The organism is Achromobacter sp. UBA5777, from assembly GCF_002418565.1.
Lineage (GTDB): Bacteria > Pseudomonadota > Gammaproteobacteria > Burkholderiales > Burkholderiaceae_B > Achromobacter > Achromobacter animicus.
The window spans coordinates 18,517-36,297 of the sequence record NZ_DIEJ01000281.1; the positions used below are offsets into that span (position 1 = coordinate 18,517).

At 64.4% G+C, this 17,781-nt stretch carries 14 protein-coding genes; 7 read left to right on the forward strand and 7 right to left on the reverse strand.

The features are described from left to right. Positions 1 to 212: 212 nt before the first annotated feature. From B3446_RS24400 to B3446_RS24410, 3 genes are read right to left on the reverse strand one after another with little or no spacing between them, the layout of a single operon-like run. On the reverse strand, positions 213 to 3,482 hold the full coding sequence (locus B3446_RS24400) for a hybrid sensor histidine kinase/response regulator (RefSeq protein WP_291386278.1): 3,270 nt from the start codon (positions 3,480 to 3,482) through the stop codon (positions 213 to 215). A 9-nt stretch (positions 3,483 to 3,491) separates the two neighbouring features. Next, positions 3,492 to 4,727 carry an EAL domain-containing response regulator gene (locus B3446_RS24405; RefSeq protein WP_291386280.1) on the reverse strand — a complete coding sequence of 412 codons (1,236 nt, stop codon included), beginning with the start codon at positions 4,725 to 4,727 and terminating at the stop codon, positions 3,492 to 3,494. After that, positions 4,724 to 7,540 carry an ATP-binding protein gene (locus tag B3446_RS24410; protein ID WP_291386282.1) on the reverse strand — a complete coding sequence of 939 codons (2,817 nt, stop codon included), beginning with the start codon at positions 7,538 to 7,540 and terminating at the stop codon, positions 4,724 to 4,726. Before B3446_RS24410 ends, B3446_RS24405 begins: the two co-directional genes overlap by 4 nt. A gap of 137 nt (positions 7,541 to 7,677) precedes the next feature. Here B3446_RS24410 and B3446_RS24415 point away from each other — a divergent pair, with 137 nt between their 5' ends. Together B3446_RS24415 and B3446_RS24420 are read left to right on the forward strand one after the other, a co-directional pair. Then, entirely contained in the window at positions 7,678 to 8,445 is a 768-nt protein-coding gene (locus B3446_RS24415; protein ID WP_191577150.1) for a hypothetical protein, read from the forward strand. 37 nt (positions 8,446 to 8,482) lie between these two features. Further along, the gene (locus B3446_RS24420) at positions 8,483 to 8,839 is read left to right on the forward strand and encodes a hypothetical protein (RefSeq protein ID WP_191577151.1); all 357 of its coding nucleotides are present in this window, start codon (positions 8,483 to 8,485) and stop codon (positions 8,837 to 8,839) included. 41 nt (positions 8,840 to 8,880) lie between these two features. Here the strand turns inward: B3446_RS24420 and B3446_RS24425 are convergent, their stop codons facing one another. Beyond that, the gene (locus B3446_RS24425; protein ID WP_191577152.1) at positions 8,881 to 9,069 is read right to left on the reverse strand and encodes a hypothetical protein; all 189 of its coding nucleotides are present in this window, start codon (positions 9,067 to 9,069) and stop codon (positions 8,881 to 8,883) included. Between the two features lie 249 nt (positions 9,070 to 9,318). Between B3446_RS24425 and ydiK the strand changes: the two genes are divergently transcribed. The 5 genes from ydiK to B3446_RS24450 all read left to right on the forward strand — a co-directional run bounded on the left by ydiK (position 9,319) and on the right by B3446_RS24450 (position 14,748). Further along, on the forward strand, positions 9,319 to 10,395 hold the full coding sequence (gene ydiK, locus B3446_RS24430; RefSeq protein WP_191577153.1) for an AI-2E family transporter YdiK: 1,077 nt from the start codon (positions 9,319 to 9,321) through the stop codon (positions 10,393 to 10,395). A 626-nt stretch (positions 10,396 to 11,021) separates the two neighbouring features. Next, positions 11,022 to 11,729, forward strand: a complete 708-nt coding sequence (locus tag B3446_RS24435) for an RNA pseudouridine synthase (protein WP_291386351.1) — start codon at positions 11,022 to 11,024, stop codon at positions 11,727 to 11,729. Positions 11,730 to 11,998: 269 nt separating this feature from the next. Further along, positions 11,999 to 12,940 (forward strand): S66 peptidase family protein, encoded by a 942-nt coding sequence (locus tag B3446_RS24440; RefSeq protein WP_291386287.1) that lies wholly within the window; start codon positions 11,999 to 12,001, stop codon positions 12,938 to 12,940. 139 nt (positions 12,941 to 13,079) lie between these two features. Then, a complete protein-coding gene (locus B3446_RS24445; protein ID WP_291386289.1) occupies positions 13,080 to 13,424 on the forward strand; it encodes a helix-turn-helix transcriptional regulator in 345 nt (114 codons plus the stop codon). Positions 13,425 to 13,440: 16 nt separating this feature from the next. Next, positions 13,441 to 14,748 (forward strand): type II toxin-antitoxin system HipA family toxin, encoded by a 1,308-nt coding sequence (locus B3446_RS24450; protein ID WP_291386291.1) that lies wholly within the window; start codon positions 13,441 to 13,443, stop codon positions 14,746 to 14,748. Positions 14,749 to 14,755: 7 nt separating this feature from the next. Here B3446_RS24450 and B3446_RS24455 read toward each other — a convergent pair whose 3' ends face one another. From B3446_RS24455 to B3446_RS24465, 3 genes are all read right to left on the reverse strand, one after another. Beyond that, positions 14,756 to 15,220 carry an Rrf2 family transcriptional regulator gene (locus B3446_RS24455; protein ID WP_286896287.1) on the reverse strand — a complete coding sequence of 155 codons (465 nt, stop codon included), beginning with the start codon at positions 15,218 to 15,220 and terminating at the stop codon, positions 14,756 to 14,758. 89 nt (positions 15,221 to 15,309) lie between these two features. Next, positions 15,310 to 16,194 (reverse strand): methyltransferase domain-containing protein, encoded by an 885-nt coding sequence (locus B3446_RS24460; RefSeq protein ID WP_291386294.1) that lies wholly within the window; start codon positions 16,192 to 16,194, stop codon positions 15,310 to 15,312. A gap of 40 nt (positions 16,195 to 16,234) precedes the next feature. Next, the gene (locus B3446_RS24465) at positions 16,235 to 17,584 is read right to left on the reverse strand and encodes an APC family permease (RefSeq protein WP_291386296.1); all 1,350 of its coding nucleotides are present in this window, start codon (positions 17,582 to 17,584) and stop codon (positions 16,235 to 16,237) included. Positions 17,585 to 17,781: the final 197 nt, after the last annotated feature.

Genomic DNA, 17,781 nt, shown 5'->3' on the forward strand with positions numbered 1-17,781 from the left:
TGTCCGTCGGTGACCATTTTATGTTCAAACTCCACTGTAAAGGCGAGGAGAAACGGTTGGGCTGCAGGCAGAAAACGCGCGAAGCAGGCGGCCAGGGCTACTGAGAAAGCCGCTGAATCTACCGCCCGATACCCACTCAATACATAGACAAGCTTCGAAAGCCAGTCGCCTTCGGCGCAATAATCGGATTATTCGGTGCCCGAAATTGACCGCTATACCTGGGCCAGCGTATCGCGCAGCAGCTCGACCACCGCATGGCTTTCCGCCAGGGCAGCCGAGTCCAGCCCGGCGCTGCGCAACTGCTCCTCCAATGCCTCCAGGCGTTCGGTGATTGCGGTCATTTGCATGACGCTCAATGCGCCGCGCATCCGGTGCAGTGTGCGGCTCAAAAGGCGTTGGTCGTTCGTTTCGAGGGCCCGGACCATCTGCGCGATATCGGCTTCCATCGTATCGACGAACAATGCGCGGTACTTTTCCGGCACGGCCGGCGCGGGCTCGGGTTGGCGCGTCGCGCGCGGCGGGGCCGTGGCGTCAGCAATGTCACCCGACGGCGCACGGCTTCCCTGAAGATGCCGTCGCAATGTGGAAAGGCTGATGGGCTTGACCAGCCAGGAGGTCATGCCCGCCGCCAGACAGCGCTCTTCTTCTTCGCGCATGGCGTTGGCGGTGACGCCAATGACGGGAACGGTGGCGCCCTGGGCCCGCAATGCCTTCACGAGTTCATAGCCATTCATGCGCGGCATGTTCACGTCGGTCAGGACCACGTCGTAACGCGTAAGCCCCCACAACATCAGCGCTTCCGCGCCGTCGGACGCCAGGGTGACCTCGCAGCCGAGTTGTTCGAGTTGATGCTGCAGCGTCGCCTGATTGATCGGATTGTCCTCCGCGACGAGGATCGACAGGCCAAGTGGGGCTAAAGCGCCGGTATCGGATTCCGGGATTACGGTATGTTCTCCGCGAACCGCGGCCAGGATGCCGGCGGCAATGTGTTCGATGCTGGCAATGACCCGGACGGTGCGCGCGGTGGGTGGCTTGGCGCTTGCGCTGGCCAGCACATGGTGACCGGGCCAGTCGTGCAGGTTGCCGCTGCCCGGATTCACGACATCCACAAGGACGTCGTCTGGCGCGCCCGCAGGCAGGGGAGAGGGCGCCGGAGCTGCCTTGGCGCCCCAGCGTTTAAGCCACTGGCTGATGTTGTCTGACAGTTCGTGATGCGGGCTTCGAACGTATACGCTCAGACCGCTCAAGTCGGGCGGGTTGAACGGCTGGCCGGCTGCCTCTTGCAGCGGTAAGTCCAGTGAAAAGCTACTGCCCAGCCCGAGTTCGCTCGTGACATTGATGCTGGTGCCCATCAGTCCGGCCAGGCGTGCGCAGATGGATAAGCCGATGCCAGCGCCGCGCACCGTATGCGAGCCGCTGTCGATCTGATAGAACGGCACAAAAAGCTGCGCCTGTCCTTCCTTGGGGATGCCAATGCCGGTGTCGACCACCTGCAACCTCAGATGCGTGCGGTCGGCCAGCACTTGCGCCACTGTCAGCCTGACGATCACATGCCCGGAGTCGCTGAACTTGATGGCGTTGCTGAGCAGGTTGCTGAGGATCTGATGGATACGCACCGCGTCGCCCGTCATCCATTCGGGCACGGCGACGTCCACGCAGCAAAAGAGCAGCAGCCCCTTCTGTTCGGCCATCGCCGAGTAGGCGTTGGTGCATTCTTCAACCAGCTCGCGCGGGTTGAACTCCGAAAACTCCAGCGCCAGTTGCCCGGCTTCGATCTTGGTGATGTCCAGAACGTCGCTGATGAGCTGCAGCAGGATCGCCGACGAGCTTTGCATGCGCTCCAGGTGCTGGCGCTGTTCGGCGTCCAAGGTGGTAAGGCTCATGAGTTGCAATGTGCCCAGCACCCCGTAGAGGGGGGTACGGATCTCGTGGCTCATCGTGGCCAGGAAGGTCGACTTTGCTTCGTTGGCTTTGTCGGCCTCGCGCTTGGCGTCCGTCAGGGCCTGCTCGATGACAGCGCGGGCGCTGATATCCGAGAAGGCGCACAGCACCACGTCCTGGTGGTTGTAGCGGGTAGGCGCATAGGCCACGTACAACGGACGTCCATCCGTGGCCTGAAAACTGGCGATCGTACCCGGGCCGGCCGCCCCGAGCACCTGCCTCAGGAACAGGTTGGTCTGCGGCGAGTTGTCCAGTTCCCGGCCGGCCTCGGCGCCCAGCCATTGAAGCGCCAGGCTGTTGCCGAATACGACTTCGCCGCCGGGCCTCGCCAATACGCACAGCGCCACGGGTGCGGTCTCGATCAATGTCCGGCTGAATTCTTCTTTTTCGACGATGTCGCGTTGCGCATTCGAGGCCGGGGCAATGACGTGGCGGCTGTACCAGCGTGACGACATGATGCCGGTCCCCAGGCTGAGCAGAAGCAGCAGGCCCGCGATGGCGGGCAGCCAGAGGTTGTCCTGGAAGAACGCGCCATAACTGACGCGATACGTGCCGGTCCATACGCCCGAAGGGTCCGAGATGCGCAGCACGATCCCTTCTGCCGTGTACTCCAGGCCGTCCTTGGTTCCGGTCGGTCCGGGCGGATCTCCGAGCAGCAGCCCCTCGCTACGGTGCGTCAGCCAGAACCCGCCATGCAGCGGCTTGCGCAGGGTCTTTTCGAAGATGTTGATCCGCTGATGATTGAACTGCGTAGCCGCGTAGACGGCAGACGTTCCGCCTCGTGCCGTGGACCAGACAGATTGCGGCATGTCGGCGTAGAGCAGGCCCAGCATGCTGCCGGAAAGCGCTTCCAACCTGAACCAATGGACGCGTCCGGATCTGGGAGGGTCGCGATGCCCGGGAAGGTCCTGATCGATAAGGCGTTGGCGGACCGTCTGCAGACGACGCAACTCCGTTCTGATGGCATCGGTGACTGTCAGAAAAGCGGCGGGACTCAGGCGCTCGTACCCCGACACGGCGCCGACGGCGGGCACGCTCATGCTGATGCTGTCCGACTGGTTGACCAGGAAGATCGTGGAGGCGGGATAGTAGGACGCCGCCCAGTAGCTTGAATAGAAGTCCGCCACGAATTCGCCCAGGTTTGCGAGGCGGCGACCCGCGGTAGGGCAGTCAGAAGCCTGCTCACACGCCAGCGAGAAAGCCATTTCCGCATAGGAATGTTGGCCTTCGAAGATCTGCATGCCGAAACGCTCTGGCACGTCGGTCGCTTGCAGGGTGATCTCTGTCGAGAGGTTTTCGGCGGGCAGAGAGGGGCTGTGGGCGCGGAGCTTTCCCAGGAATTGCTCCTGGGCCTGGATGTAGCCGACCAGAATGGAGAAGTCGAGCTTCAGTCGATCGCTCTCTTGCTCGACGATGCGGTTCAGTCCCCAATAAAGCGCGCCGACCAGGACCAGGGCAAAGGGCAGGATGCCGAAGAGGGCGAAATTCAGCCAGCGAGAGGTACGGGTGATCCGGGCAAACGGGGTATCGGGCTTTCGCATGGCCGGTTCTTACCGATGCTTAGGATTTGCCGCCCGCCGCTCGCTGGCGAGCAATTCGCTGAAGCGGTCCGAGGTGACGGCGGGTGATATGAAATACCCCTGGACGCAGTCGCAACCGATGCGGCGGAGGAACGCGAGATCGTGGGCGGTTTCCACGCCTTCGGCGGTGACCTGCAAGCCCAATTGCCGCCCAAGCTGTACCGAAGACACCAATGCCGCCGCCCGGCTTTCGTCGTGGGCCGCACCGCTGACAAAGGCACGGTCGATTTTCAGTTCGGTGAACGGCGTCGAAATCAGGCTGTACATGGAGCTGTACCCTCGGCCAAAGTCGTCCTGCGCCAACCCGAAACCTTTCAATCGCAATCGGCTGGCCCCCATATAGTATTGGCCTTGTATGGTCGGTGTCTCGTCTTCGAGTAGTTCGAAGGTGATTTCGGACGCCGCCACGCGCTTGGCCGCCACGATTTCCTCGAGGTCGTCGGGCAGATTCGGGTCGTCCAGGCACTGGGTGGGCAAATTGACGGAGAGGGGTACCCGAAAGCCCATCTGGCGCCAGTGCATGTGCGCGTTCAGCGCGGCTTCCAGGATATGTCGCAGCAGCGCCGTTTCCAGCCCGTGCCCCCGCACCGCGGCGAGAAATGCGTCTGGAGGCAGGCAGCCGAACACCGGGTGCAGCCACCGCGCCAGCGCCTCAGCGCCGACGATCCGCCCGGTGGCAAGCGATTGCTTGGGCTGGAACCATGCTTGCAAGTGCCCCCGATGCAGCGCGTTGTCGATTGCGGCACGGTCCAATACGGGGCCCGTTTTGCGGCGCACGAGTTGTGGTTCCGCTGGTTCCGTTGATGCAGGCGGATTGCGGCTGAGCAGGCTGGCCAGTTGGGAGGCGTGGCGCGGGGTAAACGGCTTGGAGAACGAGCCCAGCACGGCAAGTCCCTTTTCCTTGGCCATCATGGCGACGCTGTTGATGATGCCTTTGAGGCAGGCCGACACGATCGCCAGCATGGGAGGTTGTTCCTGCCGGGACAACCGGTCGATGAATTGCACGCCATCCATGCCGGCCATGTTCAGGTCGATCAGCACCAGGTGATACGGCTGCCGCGCGGTCTTGGCCAGGGCGGTCTCGGCGCAAGACGCCACATCCGCCCGGCCGAATCCGGCCGAGGCGAGCTGGTCGGCCAGGTGAACGCATTGAAACGCATGATCGTCCACGATCAGGACCCTGTACTCCGACAGCTTTCTCGTCATGCGGCTTCCTTGAAGGGCATCAACGCCTGGAACAACGCGGCAATCGGCAACGGTTTGAGCAGCACGGTGTTCATGCCGGCTTCCGAGCTGCGCCGCAGGTCTTCGGTAAATGCGCTGGCGGTGATTCCCACGATCGGGCGGGTGTAGCCCTGGCTTCGGAGCGCGCGGGTGAGGGCGTAGCCGTCCAGCTCGGGCATGTGCAGGTCGGTCAGGATGGCGTGGAAATCGGGGAGTTCGGGCAGCGCCAACGCGTCGTTGCCGTCTGCCGCCACGACTACCGTGCATCCCAGGTGTTCAAGCTGTTCTCGCAGGATTTGCCGGCTGACCGGGTTGTCCTCGACGACCAGCAGGTGCATGTCGAGCGCGTCTCGCGACGGCTCCAGCGCGGGGAGCGTCTTGGTGGCGACGCTGTCCTGCGCCAGCCGGACCGCCGCGACGACACTTGCGAGACTATGACTGTCGGCCGTCCAGGTGTTGCGAGTCGGCCGCGGCTGGACGCCCGGGGGTTGCGCAAAAACCCGGGCGCCACTCCAGACGGCCGGCGTCAAATCGCGTGACCACGTCTCCACAAGGACGCTGCCCTCGCGCCGGCCGTGCTGGGTGGCCTTGTAGGGCATTGCCACGGCGCCGCAGTGGCGCAACCACTGGCACAGATTCGCGACCACCTCGTTGTTGGCCCCCCGCACGAAGACTGGCCTGGAGTCCAGCCGCACACCCAGGTCCGTGCGCACGCCGCCGACGCGCGGCAGGGTCAGGATGAGCGACATGCTGGTGCCCAGGCCGGGTTCGCTGACAGCGCTGAGCGTTCCGTTCATCATCTCGGACAGGCGGCGGCATATGGCAAGCCCGAGGCCAGTGCCAGGGACATTCTGGTTATCACCGGATTCAGCACGGAAGTAGGGTTCGAAAAGCCGCGCGTGGTGCTTTGCCGAGATGCCCATGCCGGTGTCCGCCACCTGGAATTTCAGGGTGGCGAAATGCGCGTCCTGGCTGAGTACCTGCAGGCGCAGCACCACCTGGCCGGAACCGGTGTATTTGATGGCGTTGTTGACGAGGTTGTTGAGGATCTGGCGGACGCGGGTCGAGTCGCCCAGAACTTGCGCCGGCGCGGCCACGTCGGCCAGTGCGTACAGGTGCAGTCCCTTGGCGTCGGCGCGCGCCGCATAGGTGCCAATGACGCTGTCCAGCAACTGGACCGGCGAGAACTCCGAGGTTTCGAGCTTCAGGTAGCCGGCCTCGATGCGGGACAGGTCCAGCGTGTCGTTGATGGAGCTGAGCAGGGTTGCCGAGGACTGCTGCATCGTTTGAAGGTATTGCTGCTGTTGGCCGTCCATGGCGGTCAGGCCCAGCAATTCAAGCGTGCCAAGGATGCCGAACAGCGGTGTCCGGATCTCGTGGCTCATGGTGGTCAGGAAGACCGTCTTGGCGTGGTTCGCGGCGTCGGCGTGCAACTTGGCCTGGGTGATGGAGTGCTCGACCCGCTTGAACGCAGTGATGTCGTTGATGCCGCAGAGGATGACTTCCTCGGCGCGATAGGTGATGGGCGCGAACGTGAGGTAGAGGCACCGGCCGTCGTCCAGCGGGTATTCGCGTTGAGCGCCATGACCGTCGTCGGCCAATAACCGAGCCAATAGTGCCGGGTCTTCCAGCAACCAATCCCTGGCGAGCTCGTTCGACAGCAGCGGCATGCCATCGGCACGGCGCAAGAGGCACAGGCCCACGGGCGCGACTTCGACCAGTCTTCGATTCAGGGACACGCTTTCTGCCAGGGCCTCGTACTGGCGCAGGGCGGGGGCGACGAGTTTCCGGCGGATGTGCCGAATGCCGACGATGACCGCAGCGCACAGCAGGAGCGCGCCGCCTAGTGTGGCCTGGATGGCGTAGGCGGCGTCATCCAGGATCCGGCTGATCGGCATGTAATAGACCAACCGCCAGCCGTCTTCGCCGACGGACTTGCTGAGCACGACGTAGCGGGGTAGCAGGCCGGGTCCCCACAAGCCGAACGAGTCCTCGCGTCCGGCGTAACGGCTTAGCCCCGCCAGGTTTTGCGCGTCGTCCGGGCTATGCAGGACGGGCGCGCCATCCTGATCATGCAGGAGGTAGCTGCCGCCCTGCAGCGAAGACGGGTCGATGGCCGCGTTGATGTCGCCGAGTTCCAGGCCGATCCATCCGGCGCTCGGCGCGGAAGCATCGACAGGCGTGTACAGATACAGGGGTTTGGCGTTATTCAGTGGTGGCTTGAGCCAGCTGATGGCATTTTGCCCGCCGTGCGAAGCGTTTGGATTGGCGACGGCGAGCTTACCCGCGAGCCAGGATTGCGCGGCGTGATCCGGACCAGCGGGGTGGCCGGGGCGGGGCGCGAGATAGGTGGTCTGCCCATTTCGGACGGAACTGAAGAGCAGTTGCGTCTGCGCGAACGCGATGTCGTTGAGGTCGCGCGGGGTGAGAATCAACGCCCATTCGTAGGCGTTGGGATCTTCGTGCAGGGGGAAGACGTTGATCTGCCCGGTGTTGCCAAAGTGACGCGGCGTTTCGGATGCCGGCGCGGAATCGCTATTGCGGACCAGGCTGGACGCCAGCGAGCGAAGCAGCGCCTCCCGCTGGTCGAAGAAGATCTGCGCGTTATACGCGGCCGCGTTCATCTGGCGCCGGTAGGTGGACACCGTGCCGGTGAAGGACCAGTAGAGCAGAAATGCAGCGGCCGCCGCGATGCAGGCGAGCAATGCGGCGGCGAGGAGATGCAGGAGCAGCGTGGGGGCTCGGGGGACTGGCTGGACGTCTGGCGAGAGGGTGTTGGATTCCTTGACAGGCATCCGCCCATCGTAGGTATGGCCCAACACGGCGGATATAAGAAAATTTTGAAAATGCGCCAACGAGGCGGGCAAATGGCAAGGCAAATCGTACTTTTACGATTGGTTTGTGAAATTGCGATCCATAAACTCGTCGCCTTATGAACGCTATCAACCAGGCCGAATCCGCCTCACTCGTCAGCGAGCCGTTACGAATCCAACCCGTGCTGGACGCCAAAGGGGTCGTCCGCGAAATGGCGCTGGTCGGCGGTCACAGCCGCCTCACTCCCGCTTTGCTTGCCAATGCCGCATCGGCAGACGCCTTGCGCCGCGCCGGGCGGATCTTCCGCGCGGCGGGCTGCATGGCAACGCTGTCGATGGACCATCCGCTCAACGTCCACTCCGACATCCTGCTTCCGCAGCAGCTATGCCAGGATCTGCGCATTGGCGCCGTGGCCGGCGACCAACTGCGTGACACGCTGCAAGAAGCGCATCTCAGCCAGCCCATCTATCCCTGCGCCAAAGTCACGTACAACGTCCCCCTCAGCGACCGCCTGGCGCAGGGCGCGACGCTTTTTCACAGCTACCAGGAACTGCAGCCCGCGCTACGCGTGCGGCTGCTGCCCTCGGCGCAAGTTCCATTCGGCACGCTTCGCGCCACGGGCCTGCGGGTCGGCATCCCGGAAGGCATCTGTACCCGCCGCCCCTTGCAAGAGCGCTTCTTCAGCCTGCTGGGGCAAGCGTCGCGCCAAGGCCTGAAGGTCTTGGCGCAAGACATCCGCCGGATCGACGACTTCAACTGGCTCCGCGCGCAGCCCGACGTCCTGTTTCAGGGCGAGGCCCTGTCAATCGCCCTGAGCCTTCAGTACGTCCAGGAGTGGCTGGCCAGCGCAGGCCCCAGCTGGCGCGCTTTTCAAATGGGGGCATAGGCCAAGGCAACACCGCGGATCCGATTAAAATCCGCGCATGCTTCCTACTCAAGTCATTTTGGCGCTGCTGGTGCTCCAGCTCGCGCTGCTAATTCCTCTGGTCGCCGTGGGCATTCAGCTCATGCGCTGGTTACATTGGCGCTTTCTTGCTTCCCCCCAGACGCGGGGCGAGCGCCCTCGGTTCACTGGTCCGGTGCTGGCCCTGATTTTCAGCACGCTGGCGGCCACCGATTTCATCGGCTTTGAACCTTTCCCGACCCTGTCCCAAATGAATCCCGTGCCGGAGGGCGCACGCGCCTACTTCACAGTGGCGATGCTGGCCCTCGCGGTCTGGTGCTGGGCGTATTCCGGCGCGATCCGCAGCCGGGTTCGCACGATGCTGGGCGTTTCGTAGCCGCTACGCCCATCGGTAGCGACGTTCGGCCCATCGGCGGGTTAGCGCCCCGGGTAGTTGCCCTGGAATGGTTCGTTGTTGGGCTCGCCAAAGTCGGACCGATGGTAATTGGCGGGATCGGAATGGGTTGCGCGCGCGGCGTGCGACCCGTCGGAGCGGTGGGAATCCATGTAACTGCAGCCGCTCAACACCATTGCCAGCAACACGCTGGCGAAAGCCATGTATTTCATGGCACACCTCCACAGGGTTTTCCTGCGCCCCGGACCGGCGAACCCGGCCGGTGGCAGCGGCAAGCCGAGCAAGTAATGTTCCCATTCAGCTTCGCGCGGATTTCGGATACATTCGATTGATCGCGATGGCTGGCAGGGCCGGCGCCGCCAGTCCGCATCCACCGCAACCTGGGGCGGCAGCCCCACCAGGAGCCGCGGGTGATACCACGCCAGTCCGTCGACATAGCCCGGGTTCTGCTTGTGATCGTCATGCTCTTGGCCTTGATGATCGGCAGCCTATATGTCCTGCGTCCCTTTCTGCCAGGGCTGATCTGGGCCACGACCATCGTGGTCGCCACCTGGCCGGTGCTGCTCTCGATTCAGCGGCACTGCGGCGGGCGGCGTTGGCTGGCCACCGTGGCAATGCTCCTCATCCTGCTGTTCGTGATCGTGCTGCCGTTGTATCAGGCGATCTCCACGTTGGCGCTGCACGGCGGCGCCATCATGGCGGCGGTCAAGAGCCTGCCCGACTATGCTCTGCTGGCGCCGCCGGCGTGGATCGGCAGCATTCCGCTGGCCGGTCCCCGCATCGCCCAGGAGTGGCAGACGTTGTCGGACGCAGGCGCTGGCGGGCTGCTGGCGCGGATCGAACCGTACCTGACCACCGCCGCGCACTGGCTGCTCGGTCACGCCGCCATCGTCGGCGTGTTCGTGATGCACATGCTGATCACCGTGATCATCGCCGGCATCCTCTATAGCAAAGGCGACATTGCGGCCGATTTTGCGCGGCGCTTTGCCAACCGGCTTGCAGGCCAGCGCGGCGTCGCCGCCATCAGGCTGGCCGCGTCCGCGATCCGCGCGGTGGCGCTAGGCATCGTTGTGACCGCCGTGGTGCAATCGGCGCTGGGCGGTATCGGGCTTTGGATTGCGGGCGTGCCGGCGGCGGGGATTCTGACCGCGCTCATGGTGATGCTGTGCCTGGCGCAGCTCGGCCCGTTTCTGCCCATGCTGGGCGGGGTCGCCTGGCTGTTCCAGAACGATATGAAGCTGGCGGCCGCCGTGCTGCTGGTCTGGGCCATTGTGGTGGGAACGCTGGACAACCTGCTGAGGCCTCTGCTGATCAAGCGCGGGGTGAACCTGTCGATGCTGCTGATACTTTCCGGCGTGTTGGGCGGCATGTTCGCCTTTGGCATCGTCGGATTGTTCATTGGTCCGGTGATTCTGGCGGTGACGTCGACGCTGCTCAAGGCCTGGATCGATGAAGTGCCGCCGCCCGCGGACGTCTACCCGGACGAAGCCGCCTTGAACCTGGACCCGCCCGACGGACCGCAGCAGAAAAGGGCGTAACATCCGTCTCAAGGTGCGGGCCATGTGGCCCGCTTTTCGCAATACCCGGCAACACCGATGACAATGCTTTTTTTCCTGGCGCCTGCAGGCGCGCCTGACCTTTTCCTTCACCGTTTCAATCCGCTGCATCAGGAGGGGGGAAGATGAGCAACACGATGCGGCCCACCAAGCCCGGCACGCTCACGCTGACCTCCCGTCCCGCCAAGCGCACCGCGGCAAACCGCAGTGCACGTCCGGCGAGATCAGACGAGTCCGCTGCGACGAGCAAACCGTTCCAGCGTGCCCCGGCAGGGCGAAACCCCGCGGGGTCCAACGCCGGGAAGTCTGAGGCGTCCGAGCGCACGGCCATCGAATCCAAGGGAATAGCACGTCGATCCACTGGGACGAAAACTGGCGGGTCGAAAACGACCGAACGCCAAAGCGGCGGACGCGCTGCCAGCGACCGCAAGCCCGATTTCCGCAAGCCCGGAGACCGCCAGCCTGGAGACCGCTATGGCGCTAAATCGCAAGCGGGCGGCCCCAAAGCCAGCGAGAAGGGCGCCGCCACCCGGCCCGTGCGAAACACTTCCGAACGCCGCGATCGCTCCACCCCCTCCGCACAAGCTGCGGCAAGCAACACCGATCGCCTGGCCAAGCGCCTGGCGGCCGAGCTGCCGTGTTCGCGCGGCGATGCCGAGCGCTACATCGAAGGCGGTTGGGTAACCGTCGACGGCAAAGTGCAGGAAGAGCCGGGTTTGCGTGTCGCGCCTTCCCAGGTTGTGAGCTTGATGCCAGGCGCACGGCTCGAAGAAGGCCGTCCGGTCACCGTGCTGGTCCACAAGCCGGCCGGCATGTATGCCGACGACCAGCCCGGCTCGGCGCGCGACCTCATCCTGCCCGAGAACCTGATGCCGGGTGACCGGTCCGGTCAGCGCTATCTGAAACGCATGTTCAATGGACTCAAGCTGGTGACGCCGCTGGAGCGTGCCGCGAGCGGCCTGGTGGTCTATTCCCAGGAGTACGCCGTGGCCCGCAAGCTGGTGGAGGAGGGCCGGCACGTGGAGCAGGAATATATCGCGCATGTCGAAGGCACGCTCAGCGAAGCGGACCTGGCCCGCATGCAGCGCGGCATGGCCTATGAAGGCCGCGCCGCCACGCCGATGAAGGTCAGCTGGCAGAACGAAAACCACCTGCGCTTTGCGCTGAAGTCGCCCCTGCCGGGGTTCATTGAAGCCGTGTGCGATGCGGCGGGTTTGCGCTTGCTGGCATTGCGGCGTCTGCGGATCGGGCGGTTGCCGATGGCAGGCCTTGCCGCCGGACAATGGCGCTACCGGCTGGACTACGAGCGATTCTGATGCGCGGACCAACCAGCTCCCAGATTGCCGATTCTGTGTTCGGGGCGCATCCGGAAACCGCGCCGCGCGTTGGTGCCGGCTCCCCGGACGCCGGACGTCGACGGATGTTGTTCAATGCCGGCGCGCTTTGCCTGGCCGGCTTTGGCCTGGCAGGTTGCGCAGGCGGGCGGCAAGGATCGCCGAATGCCACATCCAAGTCTGCCCAGAACGCCGCGGCACGGCGCGACACTACGCCGCCGCCTTCTCACGCGAAACCGGCGGCCGCGCCTGTGCCCGTCCTGCGGCCCGGCGCGAAGGTCGCGATCGTGGCGCCTGCGTCCGCAGCGCCAAACGCCAGCGATCTTGCCGCGGAATGGCTGGAAGACCGGGGCTTCGTGCCGGTGGTCATGCCGGCATCGCGCACGCGGCTCGACGCCCCCTATGAATACCTGGCCGGTACCGACGCGCAGCGTCTGGACGACTTGCACGCCGCGTTTGCGGCGCCGGATATCGGCGCGGTGTGGTGCCTGCAGGGCGGTTTCGGCTCATGGCGGCTGTTGGACAAGCTGGATTTCGCGTTGCTTCGCCAACATCCCAAGCCCTTCATCGGTTACAGCGACATCACGGCCCTGCATCTGGCTATGCAGCGCCACGCGGGTTTTGTGACGTTTCACGGGCCGATGCTGGCGCAGGATCTGGTCGCGGGCAAGCGCGAGCCCACTGAATCCCATCTGCTGGCCATGCTGGGCGGGCAGATCGGGCAGGGCGCCTGGATTCAACCTCCCCCGGATACACGCGCGGTGGAACTGGTTGCGGGGACGGCCAGTGGACGACTGGTCGGCGGCAATCTGGCGCTCATCGCCGCACTAATTGGCTCCCGCCACGAGATCGATACCCGCGACGCCATTCTGTTTTTTGAAGACGTCAACGAGGCGTTGCCTCGCGTGGACCGGCTATTGAGTCAATTGGCCGCGGCCGGCAAGTTTGACGGTCTGAAGGGCGTGATCGTGGGCAATTTCACCCGCATCATCGGTACGAATCTGGAGGATGCGCAGGCGCAAAGCCTGCTGTATCCGCTGCTGATCGAACAATTTGCGGCGCGCGGCATCCCGGTCCTGGCCGGCTGGCCCAGCGGTCACGGCGAACCCAATCTGACCCTGCCGCTTGGCGCGCGCGTCACGCTGGATACCGGGCGGGCGGCGTTGCGGCTGGATCAGCCCGTGACGCGGTAACGAAAGCGGTGCGGCGTCGCGATTTGCCTTATTAATAGCGCATAATTTTTCTTTATGCGTTATTAACATGGCTTTCTGTTTTTCAGAGATTTGACTTATTAATAGTGCATTAACGGCTTTAAAGCACTATTATTGCGTCATGAAAAAGAAGATCGAACCCAGTTTCGAAGCAGCCGAAGCATTGGCTCGTCTAGGTGCGCGCATCCGCACCGCGCGTCTGCGCCGCAACGAAACAGAAGCGATGCTGGCCATCCGCATGGGGGTTTCGCGAGCGACCATCAACCGGCTCGAGCGCGGCGATGGCGGCGTCTCCCTGGCGCTGGCATTTGAAGCTTTGCTGCAGTACGGCTTTGGCGACCAGCTGTTCGCGCTGGGTGATCCTGACCTCGATGGCGTCGGCAAGCGCCTGGATGCCATGCGCCGGCCCGCGCGGGGCAGCGGCAAGGCGCGGCATTCGCATCGCGCCGATCCTTCCAGCCTGTAACGCGCCGGTCGCCATCGTGCCAGCCAAAAAGCATAAAACCGTCGAAAGCGAGCTTTTCGTCTACGTGGATATCCGGGGCGAGGCCGTGTTGGCCGGAATCCTGACCCTGGACGACACCGACGAGAACCATTTTTTTGCCGAGTTCACGTATGTGCAGTCCTACGTGAACGATCCGCGCGCGTTCTCGTTGGACCCGCTCAATCTGCCCCTTACCGATTCGACGACCACATTCCGCACCGAAAGCCGCTATCAAACGCTGGGTGCCATTTTCGATGCAGCGCCCGATGCCTGGGGCCGCAATGTGATGCGCGTGGACAATGCGGGCGCCCGGGTGACCGAGAATGAAGTCCTGCTCAAGGGGCGCGGCATGGGTGTGGGAGCGCTTTTTTTCAGCGCCCGCCAGTTGACGCCCAACATGCGCAAGACCTATCGGCTGCCCGAAGTCAGCCAGCTCGAATCCCTGGCGGACCTGCTGACCGACATCGACCAGGGCATCAAGCCCAAGGGGCTGTATCGCGACATCCTGGGCAGTTCGTGGGATATCGGCGGCGCGCGTCCCAAAACGATCGTCCGGGATGCGGAAGGCGAGATGTGGATCGCGAAGTTTCCCCGCAAGGGCGAGTCCTACGACCGCCAGCGCGTGGAGTACGCCAACCTGCAGATGGCCCGCGCCATCGGGCTGAACGTGCCGGAGATCCGCCTGGCGCAGACCCATCTTGGCGCGGTGCTGCTGACGCACCGGTTCGACCGCGAGCTATTGCCTGTCCAGCAATGGGCGGATCCAGTCATTGCCCGGCGGCATTTCCTGAGCGGCGCGTCCCTGATCAGCCCGTCCGTGCACATCGGCAAGCGCGAACTGGACGGGCCGCGCGGTAAGGCCACGTATTCCTACGCACGCCTGGCCGACGTGGCGCGCCGCATCTCGTCGAATCCCGTACAGGATCTGTTGGAGCTGTATGCGCGGATGGTCCTGAACGTGGCCGTTCATAACACGGACGATCACCTGAAGAACGTCGGCTTCCTGAAGGACGAAGGCGCGCACACCTACCGGATATCGCCGCTGTTTGATGTCGTGACCCAGGAAGGGTCGGCGCGGCATTACCTGCACATCGGCGCCGAGGGCCGTGACAGCACCTTTGCCAATTGCCTGACCGAGTACCGGCGTTTCGGACTCCGGTCGGAAGCCGCCGCCCGATCGGTCATCGACCGCGTCCTGGATGTGGTGCGCGAACGCCAGCGATTCTACGAAGAAGCCGGCATGTCGCACGCCGAAGTTGCTCAGGTCGAGGCATCGTTGATGGCGTGGCGTCAGCCGTGGAAGTAGGGGGCGATCACCCCTCGTGGATGGCCTGCGGATCAAACGCTTGCCCGCGTTCCACCATGCGCGCGTGAAAATCGCGGCTCAGGGCGGCCAGCGTGACCTTGCCGAGCCGATCCAGAAGCAGCCGCTGGGCCTCTTCGAACGCGTCGTCCAGCGACGCATTCACCGCCTCTTCCACCAGGCATCCCGGCGACTCGCTGCGGTTGCCCATCGCAAAGATCTCCGGTGCGCCCAGGGCGTCGTAGATATCGCGCAGTGTCACTGCGTTGAAGTCACAGGAAATCGTCCATCCGCCGCCGTGGCCTTTTTCGGAGCGGACCAGACCTTGCTCTCGCAGGCCGGCCATGATGCGGCGGATCACCACGGGGTTGGTCTGCATGACGCGGCCCAGGTCGTCGGAGGTCATGGGACCGGGGTGCTCGGCCATATGCAGCAGAACGTGCAGGACGCCGGAAAGCTTGCTGTCTCTTCTCATGCAACAGATGCTATTGCATGACCCGGGACATGGTCAACGCGGCGCGGCCACGCAAGGCCGCGCCGCTTGCCACGTTTAAACCACGGGGATCAGCTCCGCTTGGCCTGCCAGTCCCCCTTGCCCGCGGCGGTGCCGCTCATGGTGCGGCCGTTCACCACGCCCGCATAACGCACGCCGTTGGCGGTGAAGGTGATCGACGTGCCGTCCAGGCGGGCGTCCGAGATCGGCACGGATCCCAGCTTGCCGGACAGCACCTGATAGTGCTGATCCAGCTGCAGCGTCTGTCCGCCCAGATCCCATTTGCCCTGAACCTTGGCCGGCACGATCCACAACAGCGCCGTGCAATACGTCTGGCAGTTCTCGGTGACGGTCTCGGAGGCGTCCGGCTCCCAGTCGCCCATGCGGAAGGTATTGGACACGACGCGCGTGCCGGCCGGCAGTTCCAGCAACTTGGGCCGCAGCTTTTCGTTGATGGTGGACAGCAGGAACATCGTGATCACGTCCGCCTTGGACAGATCGGTGGTGAAGAGGTCCTGTGCCACGAAGGTGGCCCGCTCGGCCACGCCGGCGCGCTTGGCGTTCTGGCGCGACAGCTCGACCAGGTCGGGGTTGTACTCGATGCCTTGCGCGGTCAGGCCGCGCTGCGCGGCCGTGATGACCGTGCGGCCATCGCCCGAGCCCAGGTCCATCAGCCGGTCCTTGGGCGTGACCTTGGCCATGTCGAGCATCTTGTCCACGAGGCTTTGCGGCGTCGGCACCCAGATGACGTCCTTGCCTTCCTGGCCGACGTCGGGCACATAGGCCTTTTGTTCCCCGGCCTTGGCGGGCGCCGCGGTGGTCTGCGCCATGGCGGCGCTTGCGCCCAACAGCGCGAACGCCATCGCCGAGGCCAGCATTGCGAGTCGCAGGCGCGGGGTGAACGTCTGAACCGCAGACTTGGAAGATACGTTGAAGCGTACGTTGGAGCGTTGCATGGTGAGGGTTCCTTGGACGAAGAGGACAGGGAAGAACCAATTAGCCGATGGCCTGGGCGGGCTTGAGCAGGCGCATGAGCGGCACGCCGGCTGCCAGCACGGCCAGCCCGATCAGCGCGCCGGCGCCGGCATACATGGCGCTGGAAACCACCAGCCCGGCGCAGGTCAGCGCTAGCAGCAAGGGAGGCAGCGGAAAGAGCGGTACGCGGAAGGGTCGCGGGCGATCAGGATCCAGGCGGCGCAGGCGCCAGACGGACGCGGCCACCAGCATCATGAACAGCCAGAACACGGGCGCGGTGTACGCCACCATCGTTTGCACGCTGTTCTGGCTGAAGGCGCCCAGCGCCACCAGCGCCAGCGTGATCACGCCCTGGGCCACCAACGCGCTGACCGGCGTTTCATTGCGATCGCTCCAGCCGGCCAGCGCCTGCAGGCGTGGCACGTCCCGGCCCAACGCGTAATACACCCGCGCGCCGGTGATGATTGTGCCGTTGATGGTGCTGAGCGCCGTGGCGCAGATGGTCAGGCTGAGCAGTGCCGCGGCATAGGGGCCGGCCGCAAGTTGCATGACCTCGGCGCCCAGCGCTGGCGTGTCGCGGAGCCCCTGCAAGCCAAAAATTTCCAGCAAGGCGATGTTGGTCAGCACATAAGCGCCGGTGACGACCGCCGTGCCGATCAGCAGCACCCGACTCATGTTGCGCCCAGGATCGCGCAGTTCCCCGCTGAGATACGCGGCTTCGTTCCATCCGCCATAGGTCAGCAGCACGAACACCATGCCCATGCCCAGCAGGCCTGCGGTGTTGCCCGACAGCGGCGCGGGGTCCGGCGTCTTGAGCGCCGCGCCACCCGAGGCTGTCAGGCAGGCGATCAGTACGGCGGCGAGGGCGATCACCGTCAGCATGGTAAAGACCCATTGCAGCCGCTTGGAATAACGTGTGCCGATCATGTTCAGGCCCGTCAGCAACACCACCGAAATGGCCGCGTGCACGGCCGGCCCCTGTGATCCCAGCGGCAACAGCCGGTTGGCATAGTCGCCGTAGATGAACGCCACGACCGCAATCGCGCCTGTCTGGATGACCGAGCAGCGCGCCCAGGCAAACATCAGCCCAACGCGCGCACCCCAGGCCCGGGTCAGATAAAGGTATTCGCCCCCGGCGCCGGGATACGCCGAACCGAGTTCCGCATAGCAAAGTGCGCCCACCAGCATGACGAGCCCGCCTGCGCACCAGAGGCCGATATACATGGCGTCTGAATGGGCATGTTGCGCGACAAGGGGAGGGAAACCGAAGATGCCGATGCCGATGACGACGCCGACCAGCACCATGGTCGCGTCCATGACCGACAGGCCGGTGGGCGCGCGGCTGTTCACGGTGTCAGGAACGGCGCTCATGGTTGCACGCGCCATGGACATGGGTCGGCACGCAGGGAAAGGCCGAGGGAGGAAGGGATGTCAGGGGGGCGCGCGGTGGAAGTGGAGGGCAGATTCGCGAGGAAACGCGAGCGGAGCAATGACATGCAATTCTCCCGGGGGGTGGACGCGCAGAAACGGCTTCAGGGCAAATGTCGGCATATGCTGACAATTGCCTG